General features: G+C 68.9%; 25 protein-coding genes. 18 read left to right on the top strand and 7 right to left on the bottom strand.

Going from position 1 to position 26657, the window contains the following annotated elements:
- On the top strand, positions 1-1063 hold a 1063-nt coding region (locus DFP88_RS16225; protein ID WP_110815751.1), incomplete at its 5' end, for an ABC transporter ATP-binding protein.
- 5 nt (positions 1064-1068) lie between these two features.
- Positions 1069-2991 carry a glycoside hydrolase family 127 protein gene (locus tag DFP88_RS16220; protein WP_245904853.1) on the top strand — a complete coding sequence of 641 codons (1923 nt, stop codon included), beginning with the start codon at positions 1069-1071 and terminating at the stop codon, positions 2989-2991.
- Positions 2992-3010: 19 nt separating this feature from the next.
- On the opposite strand, the gene DFP88_RS16215 is transcribed toward DFP88_RS16220, so the two are convergent.
- Entirely contained in the window at positions 3011-4219 is a 1209-nt protein-coding gene (locus DFP88_RS16215) for a M20/M25/M40 family metallo-hydrolase (RefSeq protein WP_110815749.1), read from the bottom strand.
- 67 nt (positions 4220-4286) lie between these two features.
- The gene (locus tag DFP88_RS16210) at positions 4287-4895 is read right to left on the bottom strand and encodes an NAD(P)-dependent oxidoreductase (protein WP_220032357.1); all 609 of its coding nucleotides are present in this window, start codon (positions 4893-4895) and stop codon (positions 4287-4289) included.
- A 150-nt stretch (positions 4896-5045) separates the two neighbouring features.
- On the opposite strand from DFP88_RS16210, the gene DFP88_RS16205 reads away from it, so the two are divergent.
- Entirely contained in the window at positions 5046-5405 is a 360-nt protein-coding gene (locus tag DFP88_RS16205; RefSeq protein WP_110815748.1) for a winged helix-turn-helix transcriptional regulator, read from the top strand.
- A 51-nt stretch (positions 5406-5456) separates the two neighbouring features.
- Here the strand turns inward: DFP88_RS16205 and DFP88_RS16200 are convergent, their stop codons facing one another.
- Positions 5457-7577 carry a methyl-accepting chemotaxis protein gene (locus DFP88_RS16200; RefSeq protein ID WP_110815747.1) on the bottom strand — a complete coding sequence of 707 codons (2121 nt, stop codon included), beginning with the start codon at positions 7575-7577 and terminating at the stop codon, positions 5457-5459.
- A 163-nt stretch (positions 7578-7740) separates the two neighbouring features.
- Between DFP88_RS16200 and DFP88_RS16195 the strand changes: the two genes are divergently transcribed.
- The 4 genes from DFP88_RS16195 to DFP88_RS16180 all read left to right on the top strand — a co-directional run bounded on the left by DFP88_RS16195 (position 7741) and on the right by DFP88_RS16180 (position 11667).
- Complete coding sequence (locus DFP88_RS16195; protein ID WP_110815746.1) at positions 7741-8469, top strand: SDR family oxidoreductase; 729 nt, start codon at positions 7741-7743, stop codon at positions 8467-8469.
- 57 nt (positions 8470-8526) lie between these two features.
- Entirely contained in the window at positions 8527-9561 is a 1035-nt protein-coding gene (locus DFP88_RS16190) for an NAD(P)-dependent alcohol dehydrogenase (RefSeq protein ID WP_110815745.1), read from the top strand.
- Positions 9558-10304 carry an SDR family oxidoreductase gene (locus DFP88_RS16185; protein ID WP_245904852.1) on the top strand — a complete coding sequence of 249 codons (747 nt, stop codon included), beginning with the start codon at positions 9558-9560 and terminating at the stop codon, positions 10302-10304. Before DFP88_RS16190 ends, DFP88_RS16185 begins: the two co-directional genes overlap by 4 nt.
- A gap of 73 nt (positions 10305-10377) precedes the next feature.
- Positions 10378-11667 carry an O-acetylhomoserine aminocarboxypropyltransferase/cysteine synthase family protein gene (locus tag DFP88_RS16180; RefSeq protein WP_110815744.1) on the top strand — a complete coding sequence of 430 codons (1290 nt, stop codon included), beginning with the start codon at positions 10378-10380 and terminating at the stop codon, positions 11665-11667.
- A gap of 9 nt (positions 11668-11676) precedes the next feature.
- On the opposite strand, the gene DFP88_RS16175 is transcribed toward DFP88_RS16180, so the two are convergent.
- Entirely contained in the window at positions 11677-11985 is a 309-nt protein-coding gene (locus tag DFP88_RS16175; RefSeq protein ID WP_110815743.1) for a type II toxin-antitoxin system RelE/ParE family toxin, read from the bottom strand.
- Positions 11975-12211 (bottom strand): type II toxin-antitoxin system ParD family antitoxin, encoded by a 237-nt coding sequence (locus DFP88_RS16170; RefSeq protein ID WP_110815742.1) that lies wholly within the window; start codon positions 12209-12211, stop codon positions 11975-11977. Before DFP88_RS16170 ends, DFP88_RS16175 begins: the two co-directional genes overlap by 11 nt.
- Before the next feature lie 295 nt (positions 12212-12506).
- Between DFP88_RS16170 and repA the strand changes: the two genes are divergently transcribed.
- The 5 genes from repA (at position 12507) to DFP88_RS16145 (ending at position 18409) form a co-directional block, all read left to right on the top strand.
- Positions 12507-13676: a plasmid partitioning protein RepA gene (repA, locus tag DFP88_RS16165; protein ID WP_110815741.1), complete on the top strand. Its 1170-nt coding sequence runs from the start codon at positions 12507-12509 to the stop codon at positions 13674-13676.
- A gap of 3 nt (positions 13677-13679) precedes the next feature.
- A complete protein-coding gene (repB, locus tag DFP88_RS16160) occupies positions 13680-14672 on the top strand; it encodes a plasmid partitioning protein RepB (RefSeq protein WP_110815740.1) in 993 nt (330 codons plus the stop codon).
- Positions 14673-14820: 148 nt separating this feature from the next.
- On the top strand, positions 14821-15969 hold the full coding sequence (repC, locus tag DFP88_RS16155) for a plasmid replication protein RepC (protein WP_110815739.1): 1149 nt from the start codon (positions 14821-14823) through the stop codon (positions 15967-15969).
- A 72-nt stretch (positions 15970-16041) separates the two neighbouring features.
- Positions 16042-17238 (top strand): acyl-CoA dehydrogenase, encoded by a 1197-nt coding sequence (locus tag DFP88_RS16150; RefSeq protein WP_110815738.1) that lies wholly within the window; start codon positions 16042-16044, stop codon positions 17236-17238.
- Position 17239: 1 nt separating this feature from the next.
- A complete protein-coding gene (locus DFP88_RS16145; protein ID WP_110815737.1) occupies positions 17240-18409 on the top strand; it encodes a CaiB/BaiF CoA transferase family protein in 1170 nt (389 codons plus the stop codon).
- Here DFP88_RS16145 and DFP88_RS16140 read toward each other — a convergent pair.
- Positions 18397-19845 (bottom strand): aldehyde dehydrogenase, encoded by a 1449-nt coding sequence (locus DFP88_RS16140; protein ID WP_110815736.1) that lies wholly within the window; start codon positions 19843-19845, stop codon positions 18397-18399. The two genes, DFP88_RS16145 and DFP88_RS16140, sit on opposite strands and share 13 nt — an antisense overlap.
- A 125-nt stretch (positions 19846-19970) precedes the next feature.
- On the opposite strand from DFP88_RS16140, the gene DFP88_RS16135 reads away from it, so the two are divergent.
- The gene (locus DFP88_RS16135) at positions 19971-20294 is read left to right on the top strand and encodes a PRC-barrel domain-containing protein (RefSeq protein ID WP_110815735.1); all 324 of its coding nucleotides are present in this window, start codon (positions 19971-19973) and stop codon (positions 20292-20294) included.
- Here the strand turns inward: DFP88_RS16135 and DFP88_RS16130 are convergent.
- Positions 20291-21343 (bottom strand): substrate-binding domain-containing protein, encoded by a 1053-nt coding sequence (locus tag DFP88_RS16130; RefSeq protein ID WP_110815734.1) that lies wholly within the window; start codon positions 21341-21343, stop codon positions 20291-20293. The two genes, DFP88_RS16135 and DFP88_RS16130, sit on opposite strands and share 4 nt — an antisense overlap.
- Positions 21344-21473: 130 nt before the next feature.
- Between DFP88_RS16130 and DFP88_RS16125 the strand changes: the two genes are divergently transcribed.
- From DFP88_RS16125 to DFP88_RS16105, 5 genes are all read left to right on the top strand, one after another.
- Positions 21474-22514, top strand: coding sequence for a Gfo/Idh/MocA family protein (locus DFP88_RS16125; protein WP_110815733.1), 1041 nt, complete (start codon positions 21474-21476; stop codon positions 22512-22514).
- Positions 22511-23443, top strand: a complete 933-nt coding sequence (locus DFP88_RS16120) for a sugar phosphate isomerase/epimerase family protein (RefSeq protein ID WP_110815732.1) — start codon at positions 22511-22513, stop codon at positions 23441-23443. Before DFP88_RS16125 ends, DFP88_RS16120 begins: the two co-directional genes overlap by 4 nt.
- Before the next feature lie 95 nt (positions 23444-23538).
- On the top strand, positions 23539-24768 hold the full coding sequence (locus tag DFP88_RS16115; RefSeq protein ID WP_110815731.1) for an ABC transporter substrate-binding protein: 1230 nt from the start codon (positions 23539-23541) through the stop codon (positions 24766-24768).
- Between the two features lie 69 nt (positions 24769-24837).
- Positions 24838-25740, top strand: a complete 903-nt coding sequence (locus DFP88_RS16110) for a carbohydrate ABC transporter permease (RefSeq protein ID WP_110815730.1) — start codon at positions 24838-24840, stop codon at positions 25738-25740.
- Entirely contained in the window at positions 25737-26564 is an 828-nt protein-coding gene (locus DFP88_RS16105; protein ID WP_110815729.1) for a carbohydrate ABC transporter permease, read from the top strand. Before DFP88_RS16110 ends, DFP88_RS16105 begins: the two co-directional genes overlap by 4 nt.
- Positions 26565-26657 lie beyond the last annotated feature (93 nt).

Genomic DNA, 26657 nt, shown 5'->3' with positions numbered 1-26657 from the left:
GACGCCGCAGATCGAGATCAAGAACCTGGACAAGCACTACGGCGCCTTTCACGCCCTCAAGGACGTCTGCGTCACCATCCCCAGGGGCGCTTTCGTGGCCCTGGTCGGCCCCTCGGGCTGCGGCAAGTCGACGCTTCTGCGCTGCCTCGCCGGGCTGGAGCGGATCAGCGGCGGCGAGATCACGATCGCCGGCGAGCGGGTGAACCAGATGCCGCCGCGCAAACGCGACGTGGCGATGGTGTTCCAGTCCTACGCGCTTTACCCGCATATGACCGTGCTGGGGAACCTGACCTATTCCATGCGGTTCAAGCGCATCGCCAAGGCCGAGGCGCGCCGCAAGGCCGATGAGGTCGCCAGCACCATCGGTCTGGAAAAGCTGCTCGACCGCTATCCGCGAGAGCTGTCGGGCGGCCAGCGCCAGCGCGTCGCCATGGGCCGCGCCATCGTGCGCGAACCCAAGGCCTTCCTCTTCGACGAGCCGCTGTCGAACCTCGACGCGGCGCTGCGGGTGCACATGCGCTCCGAAGTGCGGTCGCTGCACGACCGGCTCGGCGCGACCTCGGTCTATGTCACCCATGACCAGATCGAGGCGATGACCATGGCCGATCATGTCGTGGTGATGCGCGCCGGCGTGGTCGAGCAGCAGGGATCCCCGCTGGAGCTTTACGACCGCCCGGTGAACCGCTTCGTCGCGGGCTTCATCGGCTCTCCGGCGATGAACTTCGTTACCGGCACGGTGACCGAGGACGGGCGCGGCGTGACGCTGGACCTGCCGGGCGCGCCGGTGCTGGGGCTGGACCGCGCCCTGCCGCCCGGCCGCCGAGTCGAGGCGGGGATGCGGCCCGAGCATCTGAAGATAGACGCCGCAAACCCGCTGACGCAGGTCGAGATCGGCATGGTCGAATCCACCGGCACGCTGTCCTATTACACCACCCGCACCGAGCCCGCGCTGATGCTGCTGGAGCAGGGGCGCAGCCGCCTTCGTGCCGGAGAGACTGCGCCCATCGGCATCGCGCCCGGCGACGTGCACCTCTTCGATGCCGAGACGGGGGAGGCACTGTGACTGACATGAAAGGGCCAACCATGCGCACCTATGCCTCCGTCCCCTTTCCGGATGTGACGATCACCGGCGCCTTCTGGCACGAGCGGCTGGAGGTGGTGCTGACCCGCACCATCCCCAGCCAGCTGAAGATGCTGGAAAAGCACGACATCCGCGGCTCCATCAAGCTGCCCAAACCCGTGCCGCCGCTGACCATCCCGCGCCGCAAGGGCGGCTTCACCGTGCAGATGTTCTGGGATTCCGACATCGGCAAATGGATCGAGGCGGCCTCCTACGCGCTGCGGCATCGCCGCGACGCGGCCATCGAGGCCGAGGTCGAGGCGATGATCGACGATCTGGAGGCCGCGCAGGCCGAGGACGGGTACCTCAACTGCTTCTACCAGCAGCGCGAACCCGAGAACCGCTGGACCAACCTGCGCGACAACCACGAGATGTACAACGCGGGCCACTTGCTGGAAGGCGCGGTCGCCTATTACCAGGCCACCGGCAAGGACCGCTTCCTGCGCGTCATGGAACGCAACATGGACCATATCGCCCGCACCTTTGGGCGGGGCGAGGGGCAGCGCCCGGGCTATCCCGGCCATCAGGAAATCGAGCTTGCGCTGATCCGCGCCTTCCATGCCACCGGCCAGCAGAAGTTCCTCGATCTCGCGACCTACTTCATCGACGAGCGCGGGAGCCGCGAGCCCGAGCATTACTTCGACACCGAGGCGAAGGCGCGCGGCGACGATCCGGCGGACTACTTCTTCGCCGCCTCGGGGATGTACGAATACAGCCAGTCCCACCTGCCGGTGCGCGAGCAGACCAAGGTCGTCGGCCATGCCGTGCGCGCGATGTACATGTATGCCGCCATGGCCGATCTCGCCGCCGAGCATGGCGACGCGGCGCTGAAGGCCGCCTGCGAGACGCTTTGGGCCGATGTCATCGAGCGGCGGATGTATGTCACCGGCGGCTTCGGCCCCTCGGAGCATAACGAGGGCTTCACCGCCGATTACGACCTGCCCAACGACACCGCCTATTGCGAGACCTGCGCCAGCGTGGCGATGGTCTTCTGGGCGGCGCGGATGCTGAACCTCGACCTCGACGGGCAGTATGCCGACCTTCTGGAGCTGGCGCTTTACAACAACTCCCTCGCCGGGCTCAGCCGGGACGGAGAGAGCTACTTCTACGACAACAAGCTCGACAGCGACGGCAGCCACCACCGGTGGGCGTGGCACATGTGCCCCTGCTGCACGATGAACGTCAGCCGCCTCGTCGCCTCGGTCGCGGGGTATTTCTACGGCCTCGCCGAGACCGAGATCGCGGTGCACCTGTACGGCGGGTCGGAGACGCGGCTGCCGGTGGCGGGCGGGCATGTCACGCTGACCGAAACCTCGGACTATCCCTGGAACGGCGCGGTGCGCATCGCCGTCGCGCCCGAAGGCTGTGGCGATTTCACCCTGTCGCTGCGCATCCCCGGCTGGTGCGAGGGCGCCTCGGCCCGGGTGAACGGGCAGGCGGTGCCGATGACGGTCGAGCGCGGCTACCTGAAGATCGCGCGCAGCTGGTCCGAGGGTGACGTCGTCGAGCTCGATCTGCCGATGGAGGCGCGGCGCAGCTACGCCCATCCGGCGGTGCGCGCCGATATCGGACGGGTGGCGCTGCGGCGCGGCCCGCTGGTCTATTGCGCCGAAGAGCGGGACCAGAAGGCGCCGGTGCACAGCCTGCGCCTGCCGCGCGAGGCCGCGCTTTCGGCCCGGCATGTGCCGGACCTGATCGGCGGCGTCACGGTGATCGAGGCCGAGGCGCGGGCGGCCAGGGCCGAGGGCTGGGGCCCCGACCTCTACCGCCCGGCGCCGCCCGAAGAGGCGCCGAGCCCGCTGCTCGCCGTGCCGTACTACGCATGGTGCAACCGCGGCGCCAATCCGATGCTGGTCTGGCTGCGCGAGTAGCGCCGGGGTAGGGCGCGGGTCAGTCCCGCGCCCAGAGACCCGCGGTCGCCACGATGGCGGCAAGCGCGGCATTCAGCCCGCGCAGCGAGGTCTCTTCTTCCACGTCGATCCATTCGTCGAGGCTATGCGCCCGCCCGCCTGTGCCGCCCGACCCGAGGCAGAGCGCTGGGATGCCGAGGCTCATCGGGATATTGGCATCGGTCGAGGCGGCGCGGGCCGAGGGCGTGAAGCCGAAGGCCGTCAGCGCGGCGCGGGTGGCCTGCACGATGCGCGCGTCGTCGGGCGTGGTCCCGGCGGGGCGGGCGCCGCTGCGCTGCATCGTCAGGGCGATCTCGCCGGTTTCGGCCCGCGCCGTCTCGTCTCGCGCCGCCGCTTCGGCCAGCGCGCGGACCTGCGCGTCCAGCGCCTGCAGCGCCCCGGCCTCCTCGCTGCGCAGGTCGATCTCGACCCAGGCCTCTTCGGGGATCGCGTTGATCGAGGTGCCTCCGCCCATGACCGAGGCGCTGTAGGTCGTGCGCGGCGTCTTCGGCACATCGAGCGCGGCCATGCCGGTCAGCAGCTGCCCCAGCGCATAGGCCGGGTTCGCGGTGCCGAAGGCGGCAAAGCTGTGCCCGCCCGGCCCGGCAAAGCCGATGCGGTAGCGCAGCGATCCGACGGCGGTGGTCACGATCTCGGACGGCTCCAGCCCGTCGATGGTGAAGAAGGCCTCGACCTTGCCGGCCCATGGCCCCTCGGTCAGCAGGTGGCGCACGCCGCGCAGGTCGCCCTTGCCCTCTTCTCCGACGTCGCCGACGAAAAGGATATCGGCCTCGGTCTCGACCCCGCCGGCACCCAGCGCGCGGACGAAGGCCAGCAGCGCGGCGAGGCCGCGGGTGTCGTCGCCGACGCCGGGGGCGCGCAGCACCGTCCCCTCGCGCCGCACGGTCACGTCGGTGCCGGCGGGAAAGACGGTGTCGAGATGCGCGGCGACCACGATGGTGCGCCCGTTGCCGCGCCCGCGCCGCAGGCCGGTGACATTGCCGATGGCGTCGTTGCCGACCTCCTCCAGCCCCAGCGCGCGGAACTTCGCCTCGTAGGCCTTTGCCCGGACCTCTTCGGCGAAGGGCGGGGCGGGGATCTGCGTCAGCTCGACGATCTCGTCGACGAAGGCGTCGTGGGTGCTGCGCAACTCGGCCGTGGCCGCCTGAAAGGCGGGGGCGGCGGTGATCTCGGTCATGTCCTGTGTCATGGCGCGCAGGCTAGGGCAGGGGCGCGGGCCGGTCCAGTGGCCGGCCCTGTCGGCGCCCCGCCCGCCGTCAGTAGCCGACGGTGAAGCGCTGGCGGATGTGCTGCGGCGTCTCGAGCTCGTCGACCATGGCGATGGCATAATCCTCGAAGGAGATGCGCGAGCCGTCCTCGCCCACCAACAGGCTGTCGGTGCCCAGCCGGAACTGGCCCGTCCGCTCGCCCGGCACGAACTCGGCCGAGGGCGAGAGGTAGGTCCAGTCCAGATCCTCCGTCTCGCGCAGCAGGTCCAGGAAGGCGGCGCCGGCGCCGGCCTCGGGGCGCCAGGCCTCGGGAAACCCTTCCTGATCGATGACGCGCTGGCCCGGCGCGACCTCGAGGCTGCCGGCGCCGCCGACCACGAGGTAGCGCCGCACGCCCGAGGCGCGAACGGCGGCGATCAGCGCCGCGCCGTCAGTGGTGGAAAAGGGCAGGGCGGAGATCACCGCATCATGCCCGGACAGGGCCTGCACGAAATCCTCGGTCTGTTCGAGGTCGGCGCCGCGCGGGGTGACGCCGGGCAGATCGGCGATGCGCTCGGGATTGCGGGCGATGGCGGTGACGGCATGGCCGCGATCCGACAATTCCTTGAGCAGGCGGGATCCGGCGTTGCCGGATGCGCCGACGAGGGCGAGGTTCATGATGGCTCTCCTGTTGCGAGGCTGGTATGCAGATCGTACCTGGTCTGCATTCTGGACCATCAGCTAGACCCGGCCCGGTCCTGCCACAAGACGTCACCGCGCGCTGACCCGGTCAGCCGGCGATGACCACCCCCGGAGAGGAGACCTGCCTTGGAGAGCCCGCCCTTCGACCAGCCCTGCCCGATCCGCGACGTCCTCGACCGGATCGGCGATCAATGGAGCCTTCTGGTGCTGGACGCGCTGGCGCGCGGCACGCTGCGCTTCAACGAGTTGCTGCGGGCGATCGGGGATGTGTCGAAGCAGATGCTGTCCAAGACGCTCAAGCGGCTGGAGCAGGATGGCTTCGTCGCGCGCAGGGTCTATCCAGAGGTGCCGCCGCGGGTCGAATACGCGCTGACCGATCTCGGCCGCTCGATCCTCGAGCCGATGGGCCAGCTGGTGGCCTGGGCCGAGGCCAATCACCGCGCCATCGTCGAGGCGCGGCGACGGGCGGCCGGCGGGGTAGCCTGAGGGGGTGATGGCGGGGGCTGGCCTCGGCTGTCGCGGGACCGGGCCGCCGGATCAGGCGGCTTCGGAGCCTGCGCTGACCGCCTCGGCGCCGCGGAACCGGCTGATCACCTCGCTGAGGTCCCGCATGTCGCCGTTCAGCCGGGTACAGGCGGCGGCGGTCTCCTCGAACATGGCGGCGTTCTGCTGCTGGGCCTGATCGAGCTGGCCGACGGCGGTGTTGATCTCTCCGATCGCGGTGGCCTGCTCGTTCGAGGCAGAGGCGATGCGGCTGACATGGTCCGAGATATCGCTGATGGAGCCGAGGATCGTGGTCAGCGCCTTGCCGGCGCGGCCGACGAGCGCGACGCCCTGCTCGACCTGCGTGCCGGAGGTCGAGATCAGCGCCTCGATCTCGCGCGCAGCCTCGGAGGAGCGCTGCGCCAGCGCCCGCACCTCGGAGGCGACGACGGCAAAGCCTCCGCCGGCCTCGCCGGCACGCGCGGCCTCCACCCCGGCGTTCAGCGCCAGGAGGTTGGTCTGGAAGGCGATATCGCCGATCACGCCGATGATCTTGGTGATCTGCTGCGAGGAATCGCCGATCGCATCCATCGCCGTCACGGCCTCTTCCACGATGCGGGCGCTGTCCTGCGCGTCGCTCCGGGCACGGACCGCGACCTCGTCGGCGCGCTTGGCGCCATCGGCGGCGCCGCGCACGGAGCCGGTCATCTCGCTCAGCGCGGCAGCGGTTTCTTCCAGCGTGGCGGCAGAGCTTTCGGTGCGGCGCGAGAGGTCGGTCGAAGCCGAGGCGATCTCGCCGACGGAGGCGGAAATGGAGCCGGTGGCGCTGGAGATGGCGCGGATCAGCTCCGCCAGTCGCTGCACCGTCTCGTTGAAGTCCTTGCGCAGCTGCTCGTAGCTGTCGGGGAAATCCTCGTGGATCTCGGTGTCGAGCTGTCCGGAGGAAAGCGCGCGCAGGTTGCGGGCCAGCGTCTGGGTGACATGGGCCTGCTCCTGCTGCTGGCGCTGCTGACCGGCCTCCATCGCCTGCTTCTCGACCAGGCCCTGGCGCAGCGCCTCGACCGAGCGGGCGATGCCGCCGACCTCGTCGTCGCGGCCCGTCTCGGGCACCGGATCGCCGATGCCGCCGGAGGCCAGCCGGTCGAGGACCGTCACCACCTGCCCCAGCGGGCGGCGCACGATGCGGGTGGCGGCGATCTTGATGACGAGCAGCGTCATCAGCAGGATCGATAGGCCCACGACGACGACGGCGATCATTTCCCGCTGCACCGGGCCGGAGAAGTAGCTGCCCGGCACGTCGAGGATCGCGGCCCAGGTCCGGTTCATTCCCGGCGCGGTGAAGGGATAGATCAGCCGGGTGCTGCCGTCGGGCATCGCGCGCATCACGCGCGGCTGGCCGTCCTCCAGCGCGGCGGCGAGGATATCGCTGCCCATGTCCTCGTAGGGGAGGGTCAGCCGGTCCCGATCGGGATGGGCGAGCCATTTGCCGTTGCTGTCGACCAGCAGCGTGCGCCCGCCCTCGAAGCTGACGAGGCTGCCGATCATCGCGCTGAGATCGCCGAGGTCGATGTCGACCCCGGCAAGCCCGACGATGCGCCCGTCGACCCGGACCGGCGCGCTGAGCGAGGTCAGAAGATCGCCGGTGCTGGAGGCGACATAGGGCTCTGTCAGCAGGCTGGCGCCGGTGGTGAGGGGGAGGGCGTACCATTCCGACTGGGGGGCGATCTCGAAGGTCGAGAGGATGAATTGCCCGCTCGAGTCGGTGCGCCAGTAGGGCGTGAAGATGCCGGCCTCGTTGGTCGCCGCCTCGCCGGGCAAAAGCGCGTCGAGGGCGCCATCGGTCAGGCCGGTCATCCAGGAGGAGACGACGCCCTCGTGCTGGGCGGGCACCCCTTCGAGCAGGGCGATCACGTCGTCCCGCGTCGCGCCCCCGGATGCGATCAGGGTGGAGAGGCTGCCGGCCAGCGTGGTGCCGGCCGCGGTCGCCGAGGTCAGCTCGGTCGCGACCTGCTGCGCCGCCCGCCCGGCGTTTTCCAGCGCCAGCTCGGTCACCTGATCCTCGACGCGGCGCGCGGCCGAGAGGCCGGACCAGATCGAATCGATCAGGATGATCGCGGTGATCGCCGCCCCCGTAACGAGAAGAAGCTTGCCGGTGATCGTCCTGGGTGCGCGCATCTGTCGTTTTGCCTCTTTTTGGCCCGGCATCCTCATGCCAGCAAAGACTTACCGCTTCGTTTACGCCGCCCCGACCGCAGGGCGTGGACCTTGGCCGCAAAGCCGTTAGGGTGGCGCTGGCCGGCGCGGGGGAGCGCGCCGCACCCGGGGGAGGAACGTGGGTATGAGTGGTCTTTTCGAAGGCAAGGTGGCGGTCGTGACCGGCGGCGCCTCCGGCATCGGGCTGGCGAGCGCGCGGGCGCTGCTGGAGGAGGGCGCGCAGGTCGTGCTGGTCGACCGCGACGCGGCGGCGCTGGAGGCCCTTACGGCAGAGCTGGGCGAGGCCTGCATCGCGCAGCGCACCGACCTTCTGGACGCCGAGAGCTGCGCCGCCATGGTGCCCGAGATCCTCGCGAAGACGGGCCGGATCGACATCCTGCACTGCAATGCCGGCAGCTATATCGGCGGCGCGCTGACCGACACCACGCCCGAGGCGATCGAGCGGATGATCGGGCTGAACGTCACCGCCGTGATGAAGAACGTCCACGCCGTCATCCCGCATATGGCCGAGCGCGGCAGCGGCGACATCATGGTCACATGCTCTGTCGCGGGACATACCGCCGTCGGGCCGGAGCCGGTCTATTCCGGCTCAAAATGGGCGATCACCAGCTTCGTGCAGACCATGCGGCGGCAGCTGATGAAGGACGGGATCCGCGTCGGACAGGTCTCTCCGGGGCCGGTGGATTCGGCGCTGCTGTCCGACTGGGAGCCGGAGCGGCTGGCCAAGCTGAAGGAGGACGGCGCGCTGATGGAGGCCTCTGCCGTGGCCGAGGCGGTGGTCTTCGCCCTCTCGCGCCCGCGCACTGTCACCATCCGCGACGTGGTGATCCTGCCCTCGAACTTCGACATCTGACACCCCGCGCGCCACGCGCGACAGCAAGACCGCGCCCGGCGCGGAAGGAGACCGGCAATGGAAGCTCTGGTTCTGGAGAAGAAGGGCGAGCTTGCCCTGCGCGACATCGAGATGCCGGAGACCCCCGGCCCGGGCGAGGTGAAGATCGCCACCCATACCGTGGGGATCTGCGGCTCGGACGTGCATTACTACACCCACGGCAAGATCGGGCATTTCGTCGTCAACGCGCCGATGGTGCTGGGGCACGAGGCCTCTGGCACTGTCGTCGCCGTGGGCGAGGGGGTGACGGGTCTGGCCCCCGGCGACCGCGTCTGCATGGAGCCGGGGATTCCCGACGCCACCTCGCGCGCCTCCAAGCTGGGGCTCTACAACGTCGATCCCTCGGTGCGCTTCTGGGCGACGCCGCCGATCCACGGCTGCCTCGCGCCCGAGGTCGTGCACCCCGCCGCCTTCACCTACAAGTTGCCCGATGCCGTCAGCTTCGCCGAAGGGGCGATGGTCGAACCCTTTGCCATCGGCATGCAGGCGGCGGTGAAGGCGCGGATCACGCCGGGCGATCTGGCCGTGGTTCTGGGCGCGGGGCCCATCGGGATGATGGTGGCGCTGGCGGCGCTGGCGGGCGGCTGCGCCCGTGTCCTCGTCGCCGACATGGCCAAGCCGAAGCTGGACATCATCGGGCAATACGATGGGATCGAGACGATCCACATCGGCACCACGGACCCGGCCGAGGCGGTGGCGCAGGCGACGGATGGCTGGGGCGCCGACCTTGTCTTCGAATGCTCTGGCGCGGCGCCTGCGGTGCTCAGCGTGGGCAAGCTGGCGCGTCCGGGCGGGGCGGTGGTGCTGGTGGGCATGCCGGTCGATCCGGTGCCCGTCGATATCGTCGCGCTGCAGGCCAAGGAGCTGCGGGTCGAGACGGTGTTCCGCTATGCCAATGTCTATGACCGGGCCATCGCGCTCATGGCCTCGGGCAAGGTCGATCTGAAGCCGCTGATCAGCGCGACGCTGGATTTCGCCGATAGCGTCGCCGCCTTCGACCGCGCCGCCGAGGGGCGCGAGACCGACGTGAAACTGCAGATCCGCATGCCATGAGTGAAGGCGCGCAGAGCCTGCCGATGCAGGGGAAGACCGCCCTTGTCAGTGGCGCCGGCAAGGGCATCGGCCGCGCCACCGCGCAGCTTCTGGCGCGGCGGGGCGCGCAGGTCGTGGCCGTGGCCCGGACGCAGGCCGATCTGGACAGTCTTGCGGCGGAGACGGGCTGCCGGGTGATCCGCGCGGACCTCGCGGATCCGGTCGCGGCCCGCGCCGCGATGGAAGAGGCGGGGGTCTGCGACTACCTCGTCAATTGCGCCGGCACCAATGTGCTGCAAAGCCTGCTGGAGATGACCGATGACGGCTACGAAGCCGTCATGGGCATCAACCTGCGCGCCGCGCTGATCCTGTCGCAGGATTTCGCGCGGCGGCGGATCGCGGCGGGGGGCGGCGGCGCCATCGTCAACGTCACCTCCATCGCCGGGCACCGCGGCTTTGACCAGCACCTGTGTTACGCCGCCTCCAAGGCGGGGCTCGAGGGGGCGACCCGCGTCATGGCGCGCGAGCTGGGCCCGCATGGCATCCGCGTCAATGCCGTGGCGCCGACCATCACGCTGACAGAGCTTGCCGCCGCGGCCTGGGCCGATCCGGCCAAGAGCGATCCGATGCGGGTGCGCCATGCCTCGGGCCGCTTCGCCGAGGTCGAGGAGGTCGCCCATGCCATCGTCGCGCTGCTCTCCGACGACATGGCGATGACCACGGGCGCGGTGCTGCCGGTCGACGGCGGTTTCCTCGCCTTGTGACGGAAAACCGATAATGCGTCTTATGTCATAAGGCGCCCTTTTCCATCCCCTGGACTGAAAGGACCGTGACACCATGACAGACACGACACAGGGCTTCGACACGCTCGCCGTTCATGCCGGATACGAGCCCGATCCCGCCACCGGCGCGCGGCAGGTGCCGATCTACCAGAGCACCGCCTATGTCTTTCGCGATGCCGATCACGCCGCGAAGCTGTTCAACCTCGAAGAGGTCGGCTTCATCTACTCGCGACTGACCAACCCGACGGTCGGCGCGCTGGCGAACCGTGTCGCGGCGCTCGAAGGGGCCGCGGGCGGCATCGCCTGTTCCTCGGGGCATGCGGCACAGATCATGGCGCTGTTTCCGCTGATGGCGCCGGGGCGCAACATCGTCGCCTCCTCGCGGCTTTACGGCGGGACGATCACCCAGTTCAGCCAGACGATCCGCCGCTTCGGCTGGTCGGCCAGCTTCGTCGATACCGACGACCTCGCGGCGGTCGAGGCCGCCATCGACGAGGACACCCGCGCGCTCTTCTGCGAGACCATTGCCAACCCGGGCGGCTACGTCACCGACCTCGACGCGCTGGCCGAGATCGCGACCCGGCACGGCATCCCGCTGATCGTCGACAACACGACGGCCACGCCCTACCTCTGCCGCCCGATCGAGCATGGCGCGACGCTGGTCGTCCATTCGGCGACCAAGTACCTGACCGGCAACGGCACGGTGACGGGCGGCGTGGTGGTCGATTCCGGCACATTCGACTGGGCGGCGAGCGACAAGTTCCCCTCTCTCTCGGAGCCCGAGCCGGCCTATCACGGCACGACCTTCGCCGCGCTGGGGCCGATGGCCTTCACCTTCCACTCCATCGCCGTGGGCCTGCGCGATCTGGGCATGACGATGAACCCGCAGGGCGCGCATTACACGCTGATGGGGATCGAGACCCTCGGCCTGCGGATGGAGCGGCACATTGCCAATGCCCGCCGCGTCGCCGAATGGCTCGAGGGGCATGACGCGGTCGAGGCGGTGACCTATGCCGGCCTGCCCTCCTCGCCTTCCTACGAGCGGGCGCAGCGGATCGTGCCCAAGGGGGCCGGCGCGCTCTTCACTATCTCGCTCAAGGGCGGCTACGAGGCCTGCGTGAAACTGGTGAGCGCGCTGAAGCTGTTCAGCCATGTCGCCAACCTCGGCGATACCCGCAGCCTCGTCATCCACCCCGCCTCCACTACGCACCGCCAGCTCGAGGCGGATCAGCAGATCAAGGCCGGCGCGGCGCCCAACGTGGTGCGCCTGTCGATCGGCATCGAGACGGTCGAGGATATCATTGCCGATCTTGAGCAGGCCCTGGCCCAGGCGGGCGGGGCCTAATCCAGGGGCCTAGTCCAGCGCCTTGAGCAGCGCGCGCCAGTCCTGGCGCGCGCCAAGGACGCGCAGGATCGTCACGCCGCCTTGCTCGTCGGTATAAACGATCACATGGCTGCCGCGCGGATGCAGCCGCACGGGCGGCGTGATCTCGGGGTGCAGCCGCGCGAGCCCCGGCATCTCGGCCAGCATCTCGAGGCTGTCGAGAAGCATGTCGAGGTAGCGGTCTGCCTGCGCCTCGGACCATGTCTGAAGGCCGTAGAGCCAGATCTCGCGCAGGTCGTCCTCGGCCGCCGGGGTCAGGCGCAGGGCGTCAGAGCTCACCGCGGATCCGGGCCCTCAGGGCGGCGCGGTCGAGCGGGCGGGCCGGCCCGCTGGCAAGGGCCTGATCGACGGCGGCCTGCAGCGCGGCACGGGCTTCCTCGCGCTCCTGGTCCTGGCGGATCAGGTGGCGGACGTAATCGCTGGCATTGGCAAAGCGGTTACCGTCGGCGCGGGTCTCCACCCAGCTTTTCATCGGGTCGGGAAGCGAGACATTCATCGTGGCCATGGCGGGTCCCTCCGGCCTCTATCCTGCGCAGTTTGGCAAAGCTTGTCAATAAGGGCCTGCGGCCCCTGCGAATCGCGAGGCGCACCGCGCGGGCGCAGCGGGCACAAGATCTGGGGGTGACCGCCCTGCCCCGGATCCGGGGCCTCGGGCCGGCCTGCCAAGGATCTCAAGGGTTTGGCCCTTTCCGCCCCCTCCGCCCTGCCCCGGCGTCATCAAGGTCTTGTCAGCCTCGCGGATCCCTGCAACAAGAACGGTAGAAAGAGCGCTGGCGAAAAAAAGCGTTCCGAGGGCAGTGATGACAGAACCGATCCGCATCGACAGGCGAATCCGTGACAATGCGGAGACCCTGTCAGCTGCCTTGCAGCACCATATGCTCAAGGTCTACGCGCCTGACCAGAGCAAGTGGCTGCGCCGCTTCTCGGCCGGCGAGGCGGCGGATCTGCTCGGCATCTCGACCAGCTTCCTGCGCAAGCTCCATTTCGAGGACCGGGTGCCCGAAGTCCAGACCTCGCCCGGCGGGCGGCGGCACTACGAGCTTCAGGATATCGGTGCGATCCGGCGGCACCTCGCCACGGGCGCCAAGCCGATCCCCCTGCCCGGCCGGACACCGGGCGACAAGCTGCAGGTCCTGTCCTTCTTGAACTTCAAAGGCGGCTCGGGCAAGACGACCAGCTCGATCCACGTCGCGCAGCGCCTCGCGCTCAAGGGGTACCGGGTGCTTTGCGTCGATATCGACCCGCAGGCCTCGCTGACGACCCTCTTCGGCTTTCGCCCCGAGTATGATTTCCTCGACAGCGGCACGATCTACGATGCCCTGCGCTACGACGACCCGCTGCCCCTGAGCCAGGTGATCCGGCAGACCTACTTTCCTGGCCTCGACCTCGCCCCCGGTGGGCTGATCCTGCAGGAATTCGAGCACGAGACGCCGCAGGCGCTGATCGCCCACGTCCAGCCGCCCTTCTTCGCCCGCATGGCCGAGGCGCTGTCCGAGGTGGAGCCGGATTACGACGTTGTCGTGATCGATTGCCCGCCGCAGCTTGGGTACCTGACGATGTCGGCCCTCTGCGCCTCCACCGGCGTGATGATCACCGTGGTGCCCAACATGCTCGACATCGCCTCGATGTCGCAGTTCCTGCAGATGAGCGCCTCGATGCTCGAGGTGGTCTCGAACGCCGGGGCGAGCATGGAGTTCGACTTCCTGCGCTTCCTCATCAACCGCTACGAGCCCAACGACGGGCCGCAGCAGCAGATGGTCGCCTTCCTGCGCCAGCTTTTCGGGGAAGAGGTCATGGTCTCGCCGATGCTGAAATCGACCGCGATCTCGGATGCCGGGCTGACGAACCAGACCCTCTACGAGGTCGAGCGCTCGCAGTTTCACCGCACCACCTACGACCGTGCGATGGAGTCGCTCAATCTTGTCAATGACGAGGTTGAATCCCTGATCCAGCAAGCCTGGGGGAGGTAGATCATGGCGCGCAAGAACATCTTTTCCGATGCCCCCGCAGTGCCGCCGCGCGATGCGGCCAAGCCCCGTGCGGCCAGCCCGATGCCGCGCGGCGCGGTGGGGGCGCTGCAATCCTCGCTCGCCCGCATGCAGGAAAGCGCGGTGCAGGAGGTCGATCCTTCGCTGATCGACGAGGGCGGCGTGACTGACCGTCTCGGCCCCGACGACGCGGCGCAGGCGCAGCTTGCCGCCAGCATCAAGGCCTATGGTCAGCAGGTGCCGGTCCTCCTGCGCCCGCACCCCGAGGCGCAGGGGAGGTTCCAGATCGTCTACGGGCGGCGGCGGTTGCGCGCGCTGCGCGGCCTTGGCCAGCCGGTGAAGGCGCTGGTGCGCCAGCTGGACGATCATGCCCTCGTCATGGCGCAGGGGCAGGAAAACTCCGCCCGGCAGGAGCTGAGCTTCATCGAACGGGCCAGCTTCGCCGCGCAGCTCGAGGCGGCGGGCTACCCGCGGCAGAGCATCGCGGACGCCCTCTCGATCGACCTGCCCATGGTCTCGCGCATGCTGAAGGTCGGCGCGGCCTTCGAGCTGTCCTTCCTGCGGCAGATCGGCCGTGCCCCCAGCATTGGCCGCCCGCGCTGGCTGGCCTTGGCCCAGGCGATGGAGCGGCCTGGCGCGAGCAACCGCGTGCACAGCCTGATGCAGGGGCCGGATTTCGCGCTGCTGGCCAGCGACGACCGGTTCGAGGCGGTGCTGAAGCGCGCCGGCAGCGATGCCGCCGCCGCGCCGAAGCCCCCTGCCCCGCAGGCCCGGCACTTGCCGGGCGCCGACGGCGTACCGCTGGCCGAGATCAAGCGCAGCGCCCGCGCGCTGCAGCTGAGCGTGCCGCAACGCGGCGCCAAGGGGTTCGACGACTGGCTCGAGGCACATGCCGCGGCCATCGTGCAAGAGCTTCACGCCCGCTTCCATCAGGAGCAGGCGGAAGAGACACCGCAACAGGACAGGAGGCACGACTAGAGGCAGCGCAAAAGAAAAGCCCCCCAGGACGCAAATCCCGGAAGGCCAATTCTCAAGTCTAGCACCTTCGAGATAAGGCCCCTTCCCCTGCCCTGTCAACTCCGCCCCAGCCGGCGGCCGGGCTTCCTGTTGCCTTCGTGAACGGCTTATGGACCATATCTCGACCGCCCGTCCCGGGCGGATGGCGGAGCCTTGCGCCCCGCAGCCGCTGGACAAATGGGCCGTGATCGACGCCCTCGGGTTTGCCGCGCCGGCGCTTGGCCTCACGCATCGCGAGGTCGGCGTGCTGCGCGCGCTGGTCAGCTTCCTGCCGCAGCGCCATGTCGCGCCGGGCGCGCCGCTCATCGTCTTTCCGTCGAACGCGGTTCTGTCGCAACGGCTGAACGGCATGCCCGAAAGCACCCTGCGCCGCCACCTCGCGCGGCTGTGCAGCACGGGCCTTCTGGCCCGGCGCGACAGCCCCAACCGCAAGCGCTACGTCCGCCGCCGCATGGATGCCGCGCCCTGCCCCTATGGCTTCGACCTCGCGCCGCTGCTCGCCCGCGCCGCCGAGATCGCAGCCCTGGCCGAGGAAGCCCGCGCCGAGGCAGAGGCTCTTGTCGCCCTGCGTGAAGAGGTCTTTCTCAAGCGCCGCCACCTCGAGGATCTGGCGCTGGAGCGTGAAGGCGCGGGCAAGATGCTGCCGGACAGCCTCCCTGCCCTGCTATCGCACAGCCGCGCCCTTCTGCGTCGCCGTCCGCGGGCCGATGCTCTGGAGGCCGTCATGCAGGATCTGGCGGAGATGACCGCCCTTCTGGCGCCCGGCGAAACACGCGAGCTGAGCGCCAGTGACGCCCGAAATGAGCGGCACCAACAGAAGCATTATGAAGATCCTACTGATAAGACTCGGCCACAAACCGTGGAAGCGCAGGCAGCCAAGAAGGCAGAGAAACCGGCACTGACCGTCCAGGGCGTGACCGCTGCCTGCCCCGAGCTGCGCAGCTACTTCCCCGATCCGATCCGCCATTGGCCCGATCTCGTCGCCCTGGCGGACAGGCTGGCACCGATGATCGGCCTAGGCGCCGATGTCGTGGAAGAGGCACGGCGGGTGATGGGGCCGCAGCAGGCGGCGGCGGTCGTGCTCTGCATCCTTCAAAGCCTCTCGAGCATCGCCAATCCCGGTGGCTATCTCAGGCGCCTTGTCCATCGCGCCGGTGAAGGCGCCTTCGACGCGGCGCAGATGGTCGCGCGGCTGCTGCGGAAGCCCATGTTGTCAGCTGACAATTCGGGACCGCCAAGGGGCATGATTGTCAGCTGACAATCCGCGCCCCTTCCCCCAAAGCCTGCCCCGGACTATCACGGGGTCAGTGACACGCGCCGGGAGGACGCCATGGCCAAGGATACCGCGCCGCAGAGGCTGGTCTGGGAGGATCCGCTGCTGCTGGAGGACCAGCTGACCGAGGAAGAGCGGATGATCCGCGACACCGCCCGCGCCTTTGCCGAAGGCGAGCTGCGGCCCCGGATCGAGCGCGCCTACCTTGAGGAGCATACGGATCCGGAGCTTTTCCCGCTGATGGGTCAGGCCGGTCTGCTGGGCGTCACCCTGCCCGAGGACTATGGCTGCGCCGGCGCTGGCTACGTCTCCTACGGCCTCGTCGCGCGCGAGGTGGAGCGGGTGGATAGCGGCTACCGCTCGATGATGAGCGTTCAGTCCAGCCTCGTGATGTACCCGATCCATGCCTATGGCTCCGAGGCGCAGCGGCAGGCGCTTCTGCCCGGCCTCGCCAGCGGCGAGTTGATCGGCTGCTTCGGCCTGACGGAGCCGGATGCCGGATCCGATCCCGGCGGCATGAAGACCCGCGCCGAGAAGATCGAGGGTGGCTATCGGCTGAGCGGCGAGAAGACCTGGATCTCGAACAGCCCGATTGCCGATGTCTTCGTCGTCTGGGCCAAGTCCGACGCGCATGAGGGGCGCATTCGCGGCTTCGTCCTGCGCAAGGGCATGAAGGGGCTGAGCGCGCCGAAGATCGGGGGCAAGCTCAGCCTGCGCGCGTCCGTCACGGGCGGCATCGTGATGGAGGGCGTCGAGGTGCCGGAGGATGCGCTGCTCGAGGGTGTCGAGGGCCTCGCCGGGCCCTTCGGCTGCCTGAACCGCGCGCGCTACGGCATTTCCTGGGGCGTCGTGGGCGCGGCCGAGGATTGCTGGCACCGGGCGCGCAGCTACGGCCTCGACCGCAAGCAGTTCGGCCGGCCGCTGGCGCAGACGCAGCTGTTCCAGAAGAAGCTTGCCGACATGCAGACCGAGATCGCGCTGGGGCTGCAAGGCTCCCTCCGCGTCGGGCGCCTGATGGACGAGGGGCGCTTTGCCCCCGAGATGATCAGCCTGATGAAGCGCAACAACTGCGGCAAGGCGCTGGATATCGCGCGCACCTCCCGCGACATGCACGGCGGCAATGGCATCCAGGTCGAATACCAGGTGATGCGCCATGCCCAGAACCTCGAGACGGTGAATACCTACGAGGGGACGCATGACGTCCACGCGCTGATCCTGGGCCGCGCCCAGACCGGGCTGCAGGCCTTCTTCTAGCATGGCCCTGACGCCGCTTGCGGGGCTGAAGGTCGTCGAACTGGCGCGCATCCTCGCCGGGCCATGGATCGGGCAGACGCTGGCCGATCTGGGCGCCGAGGTCATCAAGGTGGAAAGCCCGCAGGGCGACGACACCCGCCGCTGGGGGCCGCCCTTCCTCGACCGGCCGGACGGGCAGGGCGGGACCGAACGCGTCGCCGCCTATTTCCACGCCGCCAACCGGGGCAAGACCTCCGTCACCTGCGATTTCTCGGATCCTTCGGACCTCGCCCGGCTCAAGGCGCTGATCGCCGGGGCCGACGTGGTGATCGAGAATTTCCGCGTCGGCGGCCTCGCGCGCTTCGGCCTCGATTACGACAGCCTCGCGAAGGCGAACCCGGGGCTGGTCTATGCCTCGGTCACCGGCTTCGGGCAGGATGGGCCGCGCGCGGGCGAGGCAGGCTATGACTTCCTGATTCAGGGGATGAGCGGGATCATGGACCTGACCGGCGATCCCGACGGCCCGCCGCAGAAAGTGGGCGTCGCCTGGATCGACATCTTCACCGGGCTTTACGGCACCATCGCCGTGCAGGCCGCATTGGCCGAGCGGGCGAAGACGGGGCAGGGGCAGCAGATCGACCTCTCCCTGCTCGATTGCGGCGTCGCGGTGCTGGCGAACCAGGCGACGAATTGGCTGATCGGCGGAGAGCTGCCGCGAAGGCTGGGCAATGCCCATCCGAATATCGTTCCTTATCAAGAGTTTACGACGAAAGACGGCGCCCTGATCGTGGCCTGCGGCAATGACCGTCAGTTCGTGGCCCTCGCCCGCGTGCTCGGCGCGCCGGAGCTGGCCGCAGACCCGGCCTATGCAACCAATCCCGCGCGGGTCGAGAATCGCACTGTCCTTTGCGCGCAGATCGCGGCGCTGACGATCCTCTGGGACAAGGCCGGTCTGACGGCGGCGCTGACCGAGGCGGGCGTGCCCGCCGGGCCGATCAACACCGTGGCCGAGGCGCTGGACGACCGCCAGATCGCCGCGCGCGGCCTGCGCATCGCGCCCGAGGGGATCCCGGGGCTGCGCAGCCCGCTCAAGTTCTCGCGCAGCCCGCTGGCGGTGCAGCGGGCCGCGCCGGTGCTGGGGCAGGGGGCCTGGCGGTTTACCGGCCAGACCCCCGAGGATCAGATCGGGTAGTGCAGCGGCCCGTCCTGCACGGTGATCCAGCGCAGGTCGGTGAATTCCGCCACGCCCCAGATCCCGCCGAAGCGGCCATAGCCCGAGGCCTTGACCCCGCCGAAGGGCATCTGCGCCTCGTCGTGGACCGTGGGGCCGTTGACGTGGCAGATGCCGCTTTCGATGCGCCGCGCGACGGCCATGGCTCGCGCGGTGTCGCGGCCGAAGACCGCCGCCGACAACCCGTAGTCGCTGTCGTTCGCCAGGCGCACCGCCTCATCCAGATCGCCCGCGCGGATGATCGCGGCGAGGGGGCCAAAGCTTTCCTCGCTGTAGACGCGCATATTCGGCGTCACGCCATCGAGGGCTGCGGCATTCAGGATCGTGCCCTCGCCGCCGCCGGCGATCAGCCGCGCGCCCTTTTGCGTTGCATCCGCAATCAGGGCGCCGACATGCTCGGCCCCGGCAGCGGTCGCCAGCGCGCCCAGCGGATGCTCCCCGGCCTCGGGGTCGCCGGCGGTCAGGGCCTGCACGCGGGCGGTGAACTTCTCGACGAAGGCATCGGCGACGGCCTCCATGACGATGATCCGCTCGGTCGACATGCAGATCTGGCCCTGGTTCATGTAGGCGCCGAAACCGGCGGCCTCGACGGCGGCATCGAGGTCGGCATCGTCCAGCACGATCAGCGGCGCCTTGCCCCCCAGCTCCAGCAGCGCGGGCTTGAGGTGGCGGGCGGCGGTCTCGGCGATGATGCGCCCGACGCGGGTCGAGCCGGTGAAGTTGACGCGCCGCACGGCGGGATGCGCGATCAGCGCCTCGACGAGGGCAGGGGCGTCACCCGGGTCGTTCGAGATCGCGTTGATCACGCCCTCGGGGAAGCCCGCCTCCGCGACCGCCTGAAGCATCAGCGCATGGGTGCGGGGGCACAGCTCGCTCGTCTTCATCACCACCGTGTTGCCGCAGGCCAGGGGCGCGGCGATGGCGCGGATGCCAAGGATCACGGGCGCGTTCCAGGGCGCCATTGCCAGCACGACGCCGGCGGGCTGGCGCACCGCATAGGCCGTGGTGCCGAGGCGGTTCGAGGGGACGATCTCGCCCTTCACCTGCGTCGTCAGACCCGCCGCCTCGACCAGCATCTGCCCGGCGAGCATGCAGTTGAAGCGGGCCCAGCCCTCGGTCGCGCCGATCTCGGCCTTCATCGCGGCGACGATGGCATCGGCCTTGGCGGCCAGCGCCTCGGCGGCGGCCAGCAGCAGGCGCCGCCGCTCGGCCGGCGGGGTCGCGGACCAGGCGGGGAAGGCGGCTCCGGCGGCATCGGCGGCGGCCTGCGCATCCTCAGCCGTCGCGGCGGCAGCCGTGGTGGCCAGCGCGCCGGTCACGGGATTGTGCCGCGCGAAGGTGGCGCCGTTGCTGGCGGGGCGCATGGCGCCGCCGATGAACAGATCGAGTGTTTCCATGGGTCCTCCTCTGGCCGGCGGGCCGGCGCTCATAGCCCCGCTATGCGACGCGGCGGGGCAGGCTGGCAAGGAACGCATCGCGCCCATTTCGTGTTGCGGGGCCAAGCAACCCGAAAGGATACGCCATGAAATCCCTGATGATCGCCGCCCTCGCCCTGCCGCTCGCCGGCGCCGCCGCCGCGCAGACCGCCGATCCGTCGACCTACACGCAGATCGAGAACCAGAACGTGCTCGGTGCCGATGGCACCGAGGTGGGCGAGATCGAGGCCGTGCTCGTCGACGGCTCCGGCAGCCCGGCTGCCGTGGTGGTCGAGATTGACGACGGCTTCCTCGACCTCGGCGATACCGAAGTCATCATCACCCTCGACGCCCTGAACTGGGACGGCAAGGACTACACCACCTCGATGACCGAGGCGGATGTCGAGAACCTGCCGGTCTGGGACGACTAAACCGCGCCACCGGGGGGCGGGGCATCCGGCCCCGCCCCCTCGGGCGGCCCGATACTGCCGCCCGGATGGAATGGCATCGGCCAGACCTGCGCCGTGTCCCGCCGCCCCGCCAGAAGGTCGAGCACACCCTGGCCAAGCGCCCGCCCAAGGGCGCCGACATCAAGGCTGAAACAGGCCAGGGATGGCGAGAGGAAGCCAAGCTGCGCATTGTCGCGCAGCCCCACGACCGAGAGGTCGCGCCCGATCACCCGCCCCTCCTGCGCCATCCGTGAATAAAGGCCCACGGCCATCTGCTCGTAGGCCAGAACCACCCCTGTCGGTGCCTGCGGCATGGTCAGCAGCGTCTTGCCCAGTTTCGATCCGCCGTTCTCGCTGGCGCAGGCGCGCAGCTCCAGCGCCGGATCATGCGGCAGCCCATGCGCCGCCAGCCCCTTGCGGTAGCCGCGCAGGTAGACCTCCACCAGATTGAGATCGCGCTGCGGCACGGCGGCGGCGATGCGGCGGTGCTCTTCGGCGGCCAGCCGGGCGACGGACTCCTGCGCCATCCTCTCGAAATCGAGGTCGAGCCAGGGGTAGAGGCCCGGCGTCTCGCTGCGCCCGAGCGTCAGGAAGGGCACGCCCCTCTCCAGCAGCATCGCGATGCGCGGATCCTCGCGCCGTGTCGCCGTAAGCACCAGCGCATCGACCACGCCGCGTGCCACCTGCCGCTCGAGCACGCTGACCGGATCGCCGCCAGAGCGGCTGGGCAGCAGCACCAGGTCGAGGCCGGCCTGCGACAGCACCTCCTGCATCTGGTCGAGCAGCAGCAGGAAGAAGGTATCCCCGCCCATAGGCCCGGTCTCGCCGGTATCGAGCACGAGGCCGACGGTGCTGGTGCGCCCCTTGCGCAGGGCACGCCCGGACTGGTTCGGCCGGTAGCCCGCGGCCTGCGCCGCCTCAAGCACGCGCTCGCGCGTGCGGGCGTTCACGTCGGGCCGGCCGTTCAGCGCGCGAGACACGGTGCCGATCGACAGGTCGAGCTGCCGTGCAAGGGTTCTGATGCCGGTCATGGGCCTATCCTTTGCCCAGCCCCCGCGGCGCCGGCAAGATAAAGTTTGACAGGAACGCGGGCCGCTGCGTAACGTCGGAAACGTTTACGGCGCTTCGAGGAGGAGGCGCCGAAAAGGGGGGAGACTGCTTATGCGCACCGTTCTGGTGGGCTGCGGGGCCATGTCCGACGGCTGGCTTTCGGCCATCCGCGACACGCCCGCGCTGGCGACAGGGATCGAGATGGTCGGCTTCGTCGACCTCGATCCGGAGCGGGCCGCCGCGCAGGCCCGCGCCTACGGACACGAGGGCGCCAGCTGCGGCAGCGATCTGGCCGCCATGCTGGAAGACCTGCGCCCCGACGCGGTCTTCGATCTGGTGGTGCCGCCCGCGCGGCGCGCGGTGGTCGAGACGGCGTTGGCGCACGGCTGCCACGTGTTGTCGGAAAAGCCGATGGCCAACGACATGGACGAGGCGCGGGCGCTGCTGGCGGCGGCGCGCGAGGCGGGGCGCATCCGCGCGGTGATCCAGAACCGCCGCCACCTGCCAGGCATCCGCCGCGCCAAGGCGCTGATCGACAGCGGCGCGCTGGGGCAGATCACGGCGATCCATTCCGACTTCTTCCTCGCCCCGCATTTCGGCGGCTTCCGCGACGAGATGGAGCATGTGCTGCTTCTCGACATGGCGGTGCATACCTTCGACGCGGCGCGCTTCCTGCTGCCCTCGGAGCCGACCGCCGTCTATTGCCAGGAAACCAATCCGGCAGGCTCCTGGTACGCCCATGGCGCCAGCGCCAACGCGATCTTCGACTGCGCGGGCGGCGCCACCTTCACCTACCGCGGCTCCTGGTGCGCCGAGGGCGCGCCCACCGCATGGGAGGCGCAGTGGCGCATCATCGGCACCAAGGGCAGCGCGCTCTGGGACGGGAACGAGGGGCTGACGGCAAGCGTCGTGGACGGGGAGGAAGGCTTCTTCCGCCCGCTGCGCGAGATCGACGTGCCCCCCGCGCCGGACCTGCCCGCGACGGGCCATGCCGGCGTCATCCTCGATTTCCTTCGGGCGGTTCAGGGCGGGGATGCCCCGCTGACCGTCGATCACGACAACATCCACAGCCTCTCCATGGTCTTCGCCGCGATCGACAGCGCGAAGCAGGGGCGGCGCATCGACATCAAGACACAGGAGGGCGCGGCATGAGCGACCCGGCAAAATCCATCCGCATCGGCACCATGGTCAGCGCAAGCGGCGGCGAGGCGGCGGACCGCATCGCGGAAATCCGCGACCTCGGCTTCGAAAGCTTCGAGCCCTTTTTCTGGCAGACCACCAACGGGCAGGACCTGGCCGAGCTGGGCAAGCGCTGCATGGATGCCATCGGCGAGCGCGACATCACGATCAGCACGCTGGGCATGTTCGGCAACCCGCTCGAGGATCAGCCGCTGGACCGCGACACGCTGCAGGGCTGGAAGGACTGCATCGACAACGCGCATCACTTCGGCGCCACCTGCGTCGCCGGCTTTACCGGGCGTGTGCGCGGCAAGCCGATCGAGGAGTCGCTGCCGCAGTATCGCAAGGTCTGGTCCGAGCTGGCGAAACGCGCCGCCGACAAGGGCGTGAAGATCGCCTTCGAGAATTGCGCGATGGACGGCAACTGGCAGTCGGGCGACTGGAACGTCGCCCATAACCCCGACGCCTGGGAGCTGATGTTCAACGAGACGCCGGACGACAACATCGGGCTGGAATGGGAGCCCTGCCACCAGCAGGTCTACCTGATCGACCCGCTGCCGCAGATCCGCAAATGGGCGGGCAAGATCTTCCACGTCCACGGCAAGGACGCGACGATCCGCTGGGACGTGATCCGCGAGCACGGGATCTTCGGCAAGCATCCCTTCGTCTTCATGCGCACCCCCGGCTTCGGCGATAGCAACTGGACCGACATCATCAGCGAGCTGCGCCTGGCCGGTTACGAGGGGTCCATCGACATCGAGGGCTGGCACGACCCGGTCTACAAGGACGCGCTCGAGATGACGGGGCAGATCCACGCGCTCGAGCATCTGAAAACGGCCCGCGGCGGCGCCTTCGTGCCGCTTGCCGCGCAATACGGCGGCGGCGATCCGTCGCTGACCTAAGGGGCCGAAGAAGTCGCCGCGCGGGCCTTGAGGAGGGGCCGCGCGGGGGAGGGGCGCGGACGCACCGCGCGATCACGCAAGGGAGGAGAACGACAATGAGCTACACGGCAAAGACACTCGTATCCGCGATGGCGCTGGCCGCCATGACCGGGGGCGCGATGGCGCAGGACGACCCGGTGACGCTGACCGTCTGGTCGATCGACGGCGACGACCGTCCCGGCCCCAGCGACACCTTCTCGGCCGAGTTCAACGAGCAGCGCGACGACATCCAGATCGACTACCGGATCGTCGCCTTCGATGACATCGTGAACGAGACGCTGCGCGCCTATGCCACCGGCAACGCGCCCGATATCGTCAGCTTCGACAACCCCGACTTCGCGCTCTTCACCTCGCGCGGGGCGATGCTCGACATCACCGACATGATCGAGGAGTCCGACGTCATCAACGTCGAGAACTACTTCGAGGGGCCGCTGAACTCCGTCACCTGGGACGGGCGGATCTACGGCATCCCGAAATACACCGACACCATCGGTGTCTTCTACAACAAGGACATGTTCGAGGAGGCCGGGATCGACGGCCCGCCGCAGACCTGGGCCGAGTTCGAGGCCGATGCCGAGGCACTGACCGACCCGGCGAACAACGTCTACGGCGCCGTCTTCTCTGCCCGCGCGGGCGAGGAGGGCACCTTCCAGTTCCTGCCGCTGATCCAGATGTCGGGCGGCAGCTACGAGGACGTGAACACCCAAGGCGCGCAAGAGGCGCTCGCCATGATGAAGCGCATGATCGACAACGGCTGGGCCAGCCAGGACGTTCTGTCCCTGGGCCAGTGGGACGCGACCGGCACCTTCAATTCGGGCAATGCCGCGATGGCGATCTCGGGCCCCTGGGAAATCGACCGCATGGTCGATGACGCCGATTTCGAATGGGGCGTGACCCTGCTGCCGGTCTTCGAGGAAGGGGACGAGCGGTCCTCGGCCCTCGGCGGCTTCAACCTTGGCATCATGTCGACGACCGAGCATCCCGAAGAGGCCTTCGAGGTGCTGGAATACTTCGCCAGCCAGGACGACCGCCTGTTCCCCGAGTTCGGCAACCTGCCGGCGCGGAGCGACATCGAGCTGCCGGAAACCGGCACCCCCGAGAAGGACGAGGCCCTCGCCGTGTTCCAGGAGCAGCTGCAATACGCGCAGCCGCGTGGTCCGCACCCCGAGTGGCAGCGCATCTCGAAGGCGATCTACGACGCGATGCAATCCGCGCTGACCGGCCAGGCCGAGCCCGAGGCCGCGCTCGCGCAGGCGCAGACCACCATCGACGGCATCGTCAACTGACGCGCCCCGGCCCGGCGGCCCCGTGCCGCCGGGCCGGACCTTGCGATTTTGCGGTGGAGGGGACGCAGCATGAGACGCATCTGGAACAGCATCACCGACGGGATGGGCTTCGACCTCGTCCTCGTCGGGCTGGCGATGGCCTTTCTGGTCGCGCTGGCGGGATTGCCACTGATCTACAACGTGATGATGAGCTTTCAGGAGGTGGACATGTTCACCCTTGGCAGCCTGATCCGGCCCTGGGCGGGCCTCGACAACTACCGCGAGGTGATCGCGCAGCCGGAATTCGGCCTGATCCTGCGCAATACCGGCGTCTTCGTCTTCGGCTCGATGATCGGGCAGGTGGCGATCGGCTTCGCGCTGGCGCTGTTCTTCATGCTGAAATTCCCCTTCGCCGGCACCATCCGCGGGCTGTTCCTGGTGTCCTGGGTGATGCCGGGCCTCGTGGTTGGCGCGATCTGGGGCTGGATCCTCGCCGGTGACTTCGGCGTGCTGAACGCCATCCTGAAAAGCCTCGGCATCATCGACAGCACGATGTTCTGGAAGTCTGACCCGCGCCTTTCGATCTGGGCGGTGACCATCGCCAATATCTGGCTGGGCCTCGCCTTCAACATGCTGCTTCTGTCGGTCGGGCTGCAGGCGATCCCGCGCGATCTCTACGAGGCGGCAGAGCTTGACGGCGCCAACGCCTTCTGGCGCTTCTCCTCGATCACGCTGCCGATGATGCGCTCGACCCTTGGGGCGGTGCTGGCGCTGGGGCTGATCTACACCCTGCAGCAGTTCGACCTCTTCCCCGCGATCACCGAGGGCGGACCCGCGAACTCGTCCAACGTGGCGCAGTACTGGGCCTGGCAGTGGTCCTTCCAACTCTTCGACTTCGCCAAGGGGGCCGCGGTCTCCGTGATGATGCTGATCTTCGTGGTCCTGGCCAGCGCCGTCTATGTCTGGTCGACCCGGCACGAGGTGCGCGGATGACCCGCGCGCCCATGCCCCGCCTGCTGCTGGTCGTCGCCCTCGGGCTGGCCGCGCTCTATCTCTTTCCGCTCTACTGGATGTACGTCACCAGCCTGAAGAACGGGTCCGAGATCTTTGCCAACCCGCCGACCTTCTGGCCGCGCGACCCGTCCCCGGGGATCTACCCGCAGGTCTGGGCGCAGCGCGACATGGCGGTGTTCATGTGGAACTCGGTCGTCATCGCCTCGGGCGTCACGGCGATCACCGTCGGGCTGGGGACCGGCTGCGCCTATGTGCTGGCCCGCTACCGCAGCGCCTGGATCGACGCCGCGCTCTTCGCGATCCTGATGCTTCAGGTGCTGCCGGCGAGCGTGATGATCACGCCGCTCTACGTCGGCTTCAACCAGCTGGGCCTGCTGGACTACCCGCGCCTCTCGGTGATCCTGGCCTCGGCGGGCAAGGCCATGCCCTTCTACATCGTGCTGGTGCGCGCCACCTTCATGACCGTTCCGAAAGAGCTGGAAGAGGCGGCGCAGGTCGACGGCAACTCGCGCTGGGGGGCCTTCGTCTTCATCGCGCTGCCGCTGGCGCGCAACGGCATCCTGGTGCTGGCGATTCTGACCTTCATGACCAGCTTCGGGGAATACATCTACTCGAAATCCATCATCCAGAACCCGGCCTACCAGCCGGCGAGCGTGGGGCTGTCGTCCTTCCTCGGGCCGAACTCGACCGACTGGAATTCGATCATGGCCTATGCGGCGATCTACGTGACGCCGATCCTCGCCATCTTCGTGATACTGCAACGCCGCATCGTCGCCGGCCTTACATCGGGGGCGCTGAAATGACGCCGCAGATCGAGATCAAGAACCTGGACAAGCACTACGGCGCCTTTCACGCCCTCAAGGACGTCTGCGTCACCATCCCCAGGGGCGCTTTCG

It is taken from the genome of Pseudoroseicyclus aestuarii, from assembly GCF_003217255.1.
Lineage (GTDB): Bacteria > Pseudomonadota > Alphaproteobacteria > Rhodobacterales > Rhodobacteraceae > Pseudoroseicyclus > Pseudoroseicyclus aestuarii.
The sequence above is the reverse complement of the archived record's forward strand: the minus strand, read 5'-3'. Positions and strand labels throughout refer to the sequence as shown.

Excerpts from the sequence above, each read along its gene's own strand:
- DFP88_RS16200 (WP_110815747.1), bottom strand. The coding sequence starts at position 7,577 with ATGCGCGCACCCAGGACGATCACCGGCAAGCTTCTTCTCGTTACGGGG.
- DFP88_RS16190 (WP_110815745.1), top strand. The coding sequence starts at position 8,527 with ATGGAAGCTCTGGTTCTGGAGAAGAAGGGCGAGCTTGCCCTGCGCGAC.
- repA (WP_110815741.1), top strand. The coding sequence starts at position 12,507 with ATGACAGAACCGATCCGCATCGACAGGCGAATCCGTGACAATGCGGAG.
- DFP88_RS16145 (WP_110815737.1), top strand. The coding sequence starts at position 17,240 with ATGGCCCTGACGCCGCTTGCGGGGCTGAAGGTCGTCGAACTGGCGCGC.
- DFP88_RS16220 (WP_245904853.1), top strand. The coding sequence starts at position 1,069 with ATGAAAGGGCCAACCATGCGCACCTATGCCTCCGTCCCCTTTCCGGAT.
- DFP88_RS16125 (WP_110815733.1), top strand. The coding sequence starts at position 21,474 with ATGCGCACCGTTCTGGTGGGCTGCGGGGCCATGTCCGACGGCTGGCTT.
- DFP88_RS16110 (WP_110815730.1), top strand. The coding sequence starts at position 24,838 with ATGAGACGCATCTGGAACAGCATCACCGACGGGATGGGCTTCGACCTC.
- DFP88_RS16170 (WP_110815742.1), bottom strand. The coding sequence starts at position 12,211 with ATGGCCACGATGAATGTCTCGCTTCCCGACCCGATGAAAAGCTGGGTG.
- DFP88_RS16210 (WP_220032357.1), bottom strand. The coding sequence starts at position 4,895 with ATGAACCTCGCCCTCGTCGGCGCATCCGGCAACGCCGGATCCCGCCTG.
- repB (WP_110815740.1), top strand. The coding sequence starts at position 13,680 with ATGGCGCGCAAGAACATCTTTTCCGATGCCCCCGCAGTGCCGCCGCGC.
- DFP88_RS16215 (WP_110815749.1), bottom strand. The coding sequence starts at position 4,219 with ATGACACAGGACATGACCGAGATCACCGCCGCCCCCGCCTTTCAGGCG.
- DFP88_RS16150 (WP_110815738.1), top strand. The coding sequence starts at position 16,042 with ATGGCCAAGGATACCGCGCCGCAGAGGCTGGTCTGGGAGGATCCGCTG.
- DFP88_RS16135 (WP_110815735.1), top strand. The coding sequence starts at position 19,971 with ATGAAATCCCTGATGATCGCCGCCCTCGCCCTGCCGCTCGCCGGCGCC.
- DFP88_RS16195 (WP_110815746.1), top strand. The coding sequence starts at position 7,741 with ATGAGTGGTCTTTTCGAAGGCAAGGTGGCGGTCGTGACCGGCGGCGCC.
- DFP88_RS16185 (WP_245904852.1), top strand. The coding sequence starts at position 9,558 with ATGAGTGAAGGCGCGCAGAGCCTGCCGATGCAGGGGAAGACCGCCCTT.
- DFP88_RS16105 (WP_110815729.1), top strand. The coding sequence starts at position 25,737 with ATGACCCGCGCGCCCATGCCCCGCCTGCTGCTGGTCGTCGCCCTCGGG.
- DFP88_RS16130 (WP_110815734.1), bottom strand. The coding sequence starts at position 21,343 with ATGACCGGCATCAGAACCCTTGCACGGCAGCTCGACCTGTCGATCGGC.
- DFP88_RS16120 (WP_110815732.1), top strand. The coding sequence starts at position 22,511 with ATGAGCGACCCGGCAAAATCCATCCGCATCGGCACCATGGTCAGCGCA.
- DFP88_RS16115 (WP_110815731.1), top strand. The coding sequence starts at position 23,539 with ATGAGCTACACGGCAAAGACACTCGTATCCGCGATGGCGCTGGCCGCC.
- repC (WP_110815739.1), top strand. The coding sequence starts at position 14,821 with ATGGACCATATCTCGACCGCCCGTCCCGGGCGGATGGCGGAGCCTTGC.
- DFP88_RS16140 (WP_110815736.1), bottom strand. The coding sequence starts at position 19,845 with ATGGAAACACTCGATCTGTTCATCGGCGGCGCCATGCGCCCCGCCAGC.
- DFP88_RS16180 (WP_110815744.1), top strand. The coding sequence starts at position 10,378 with ATGACAGACACGACACAGGGCTTCGACACGCTCGCCGTTCATGCCGGA.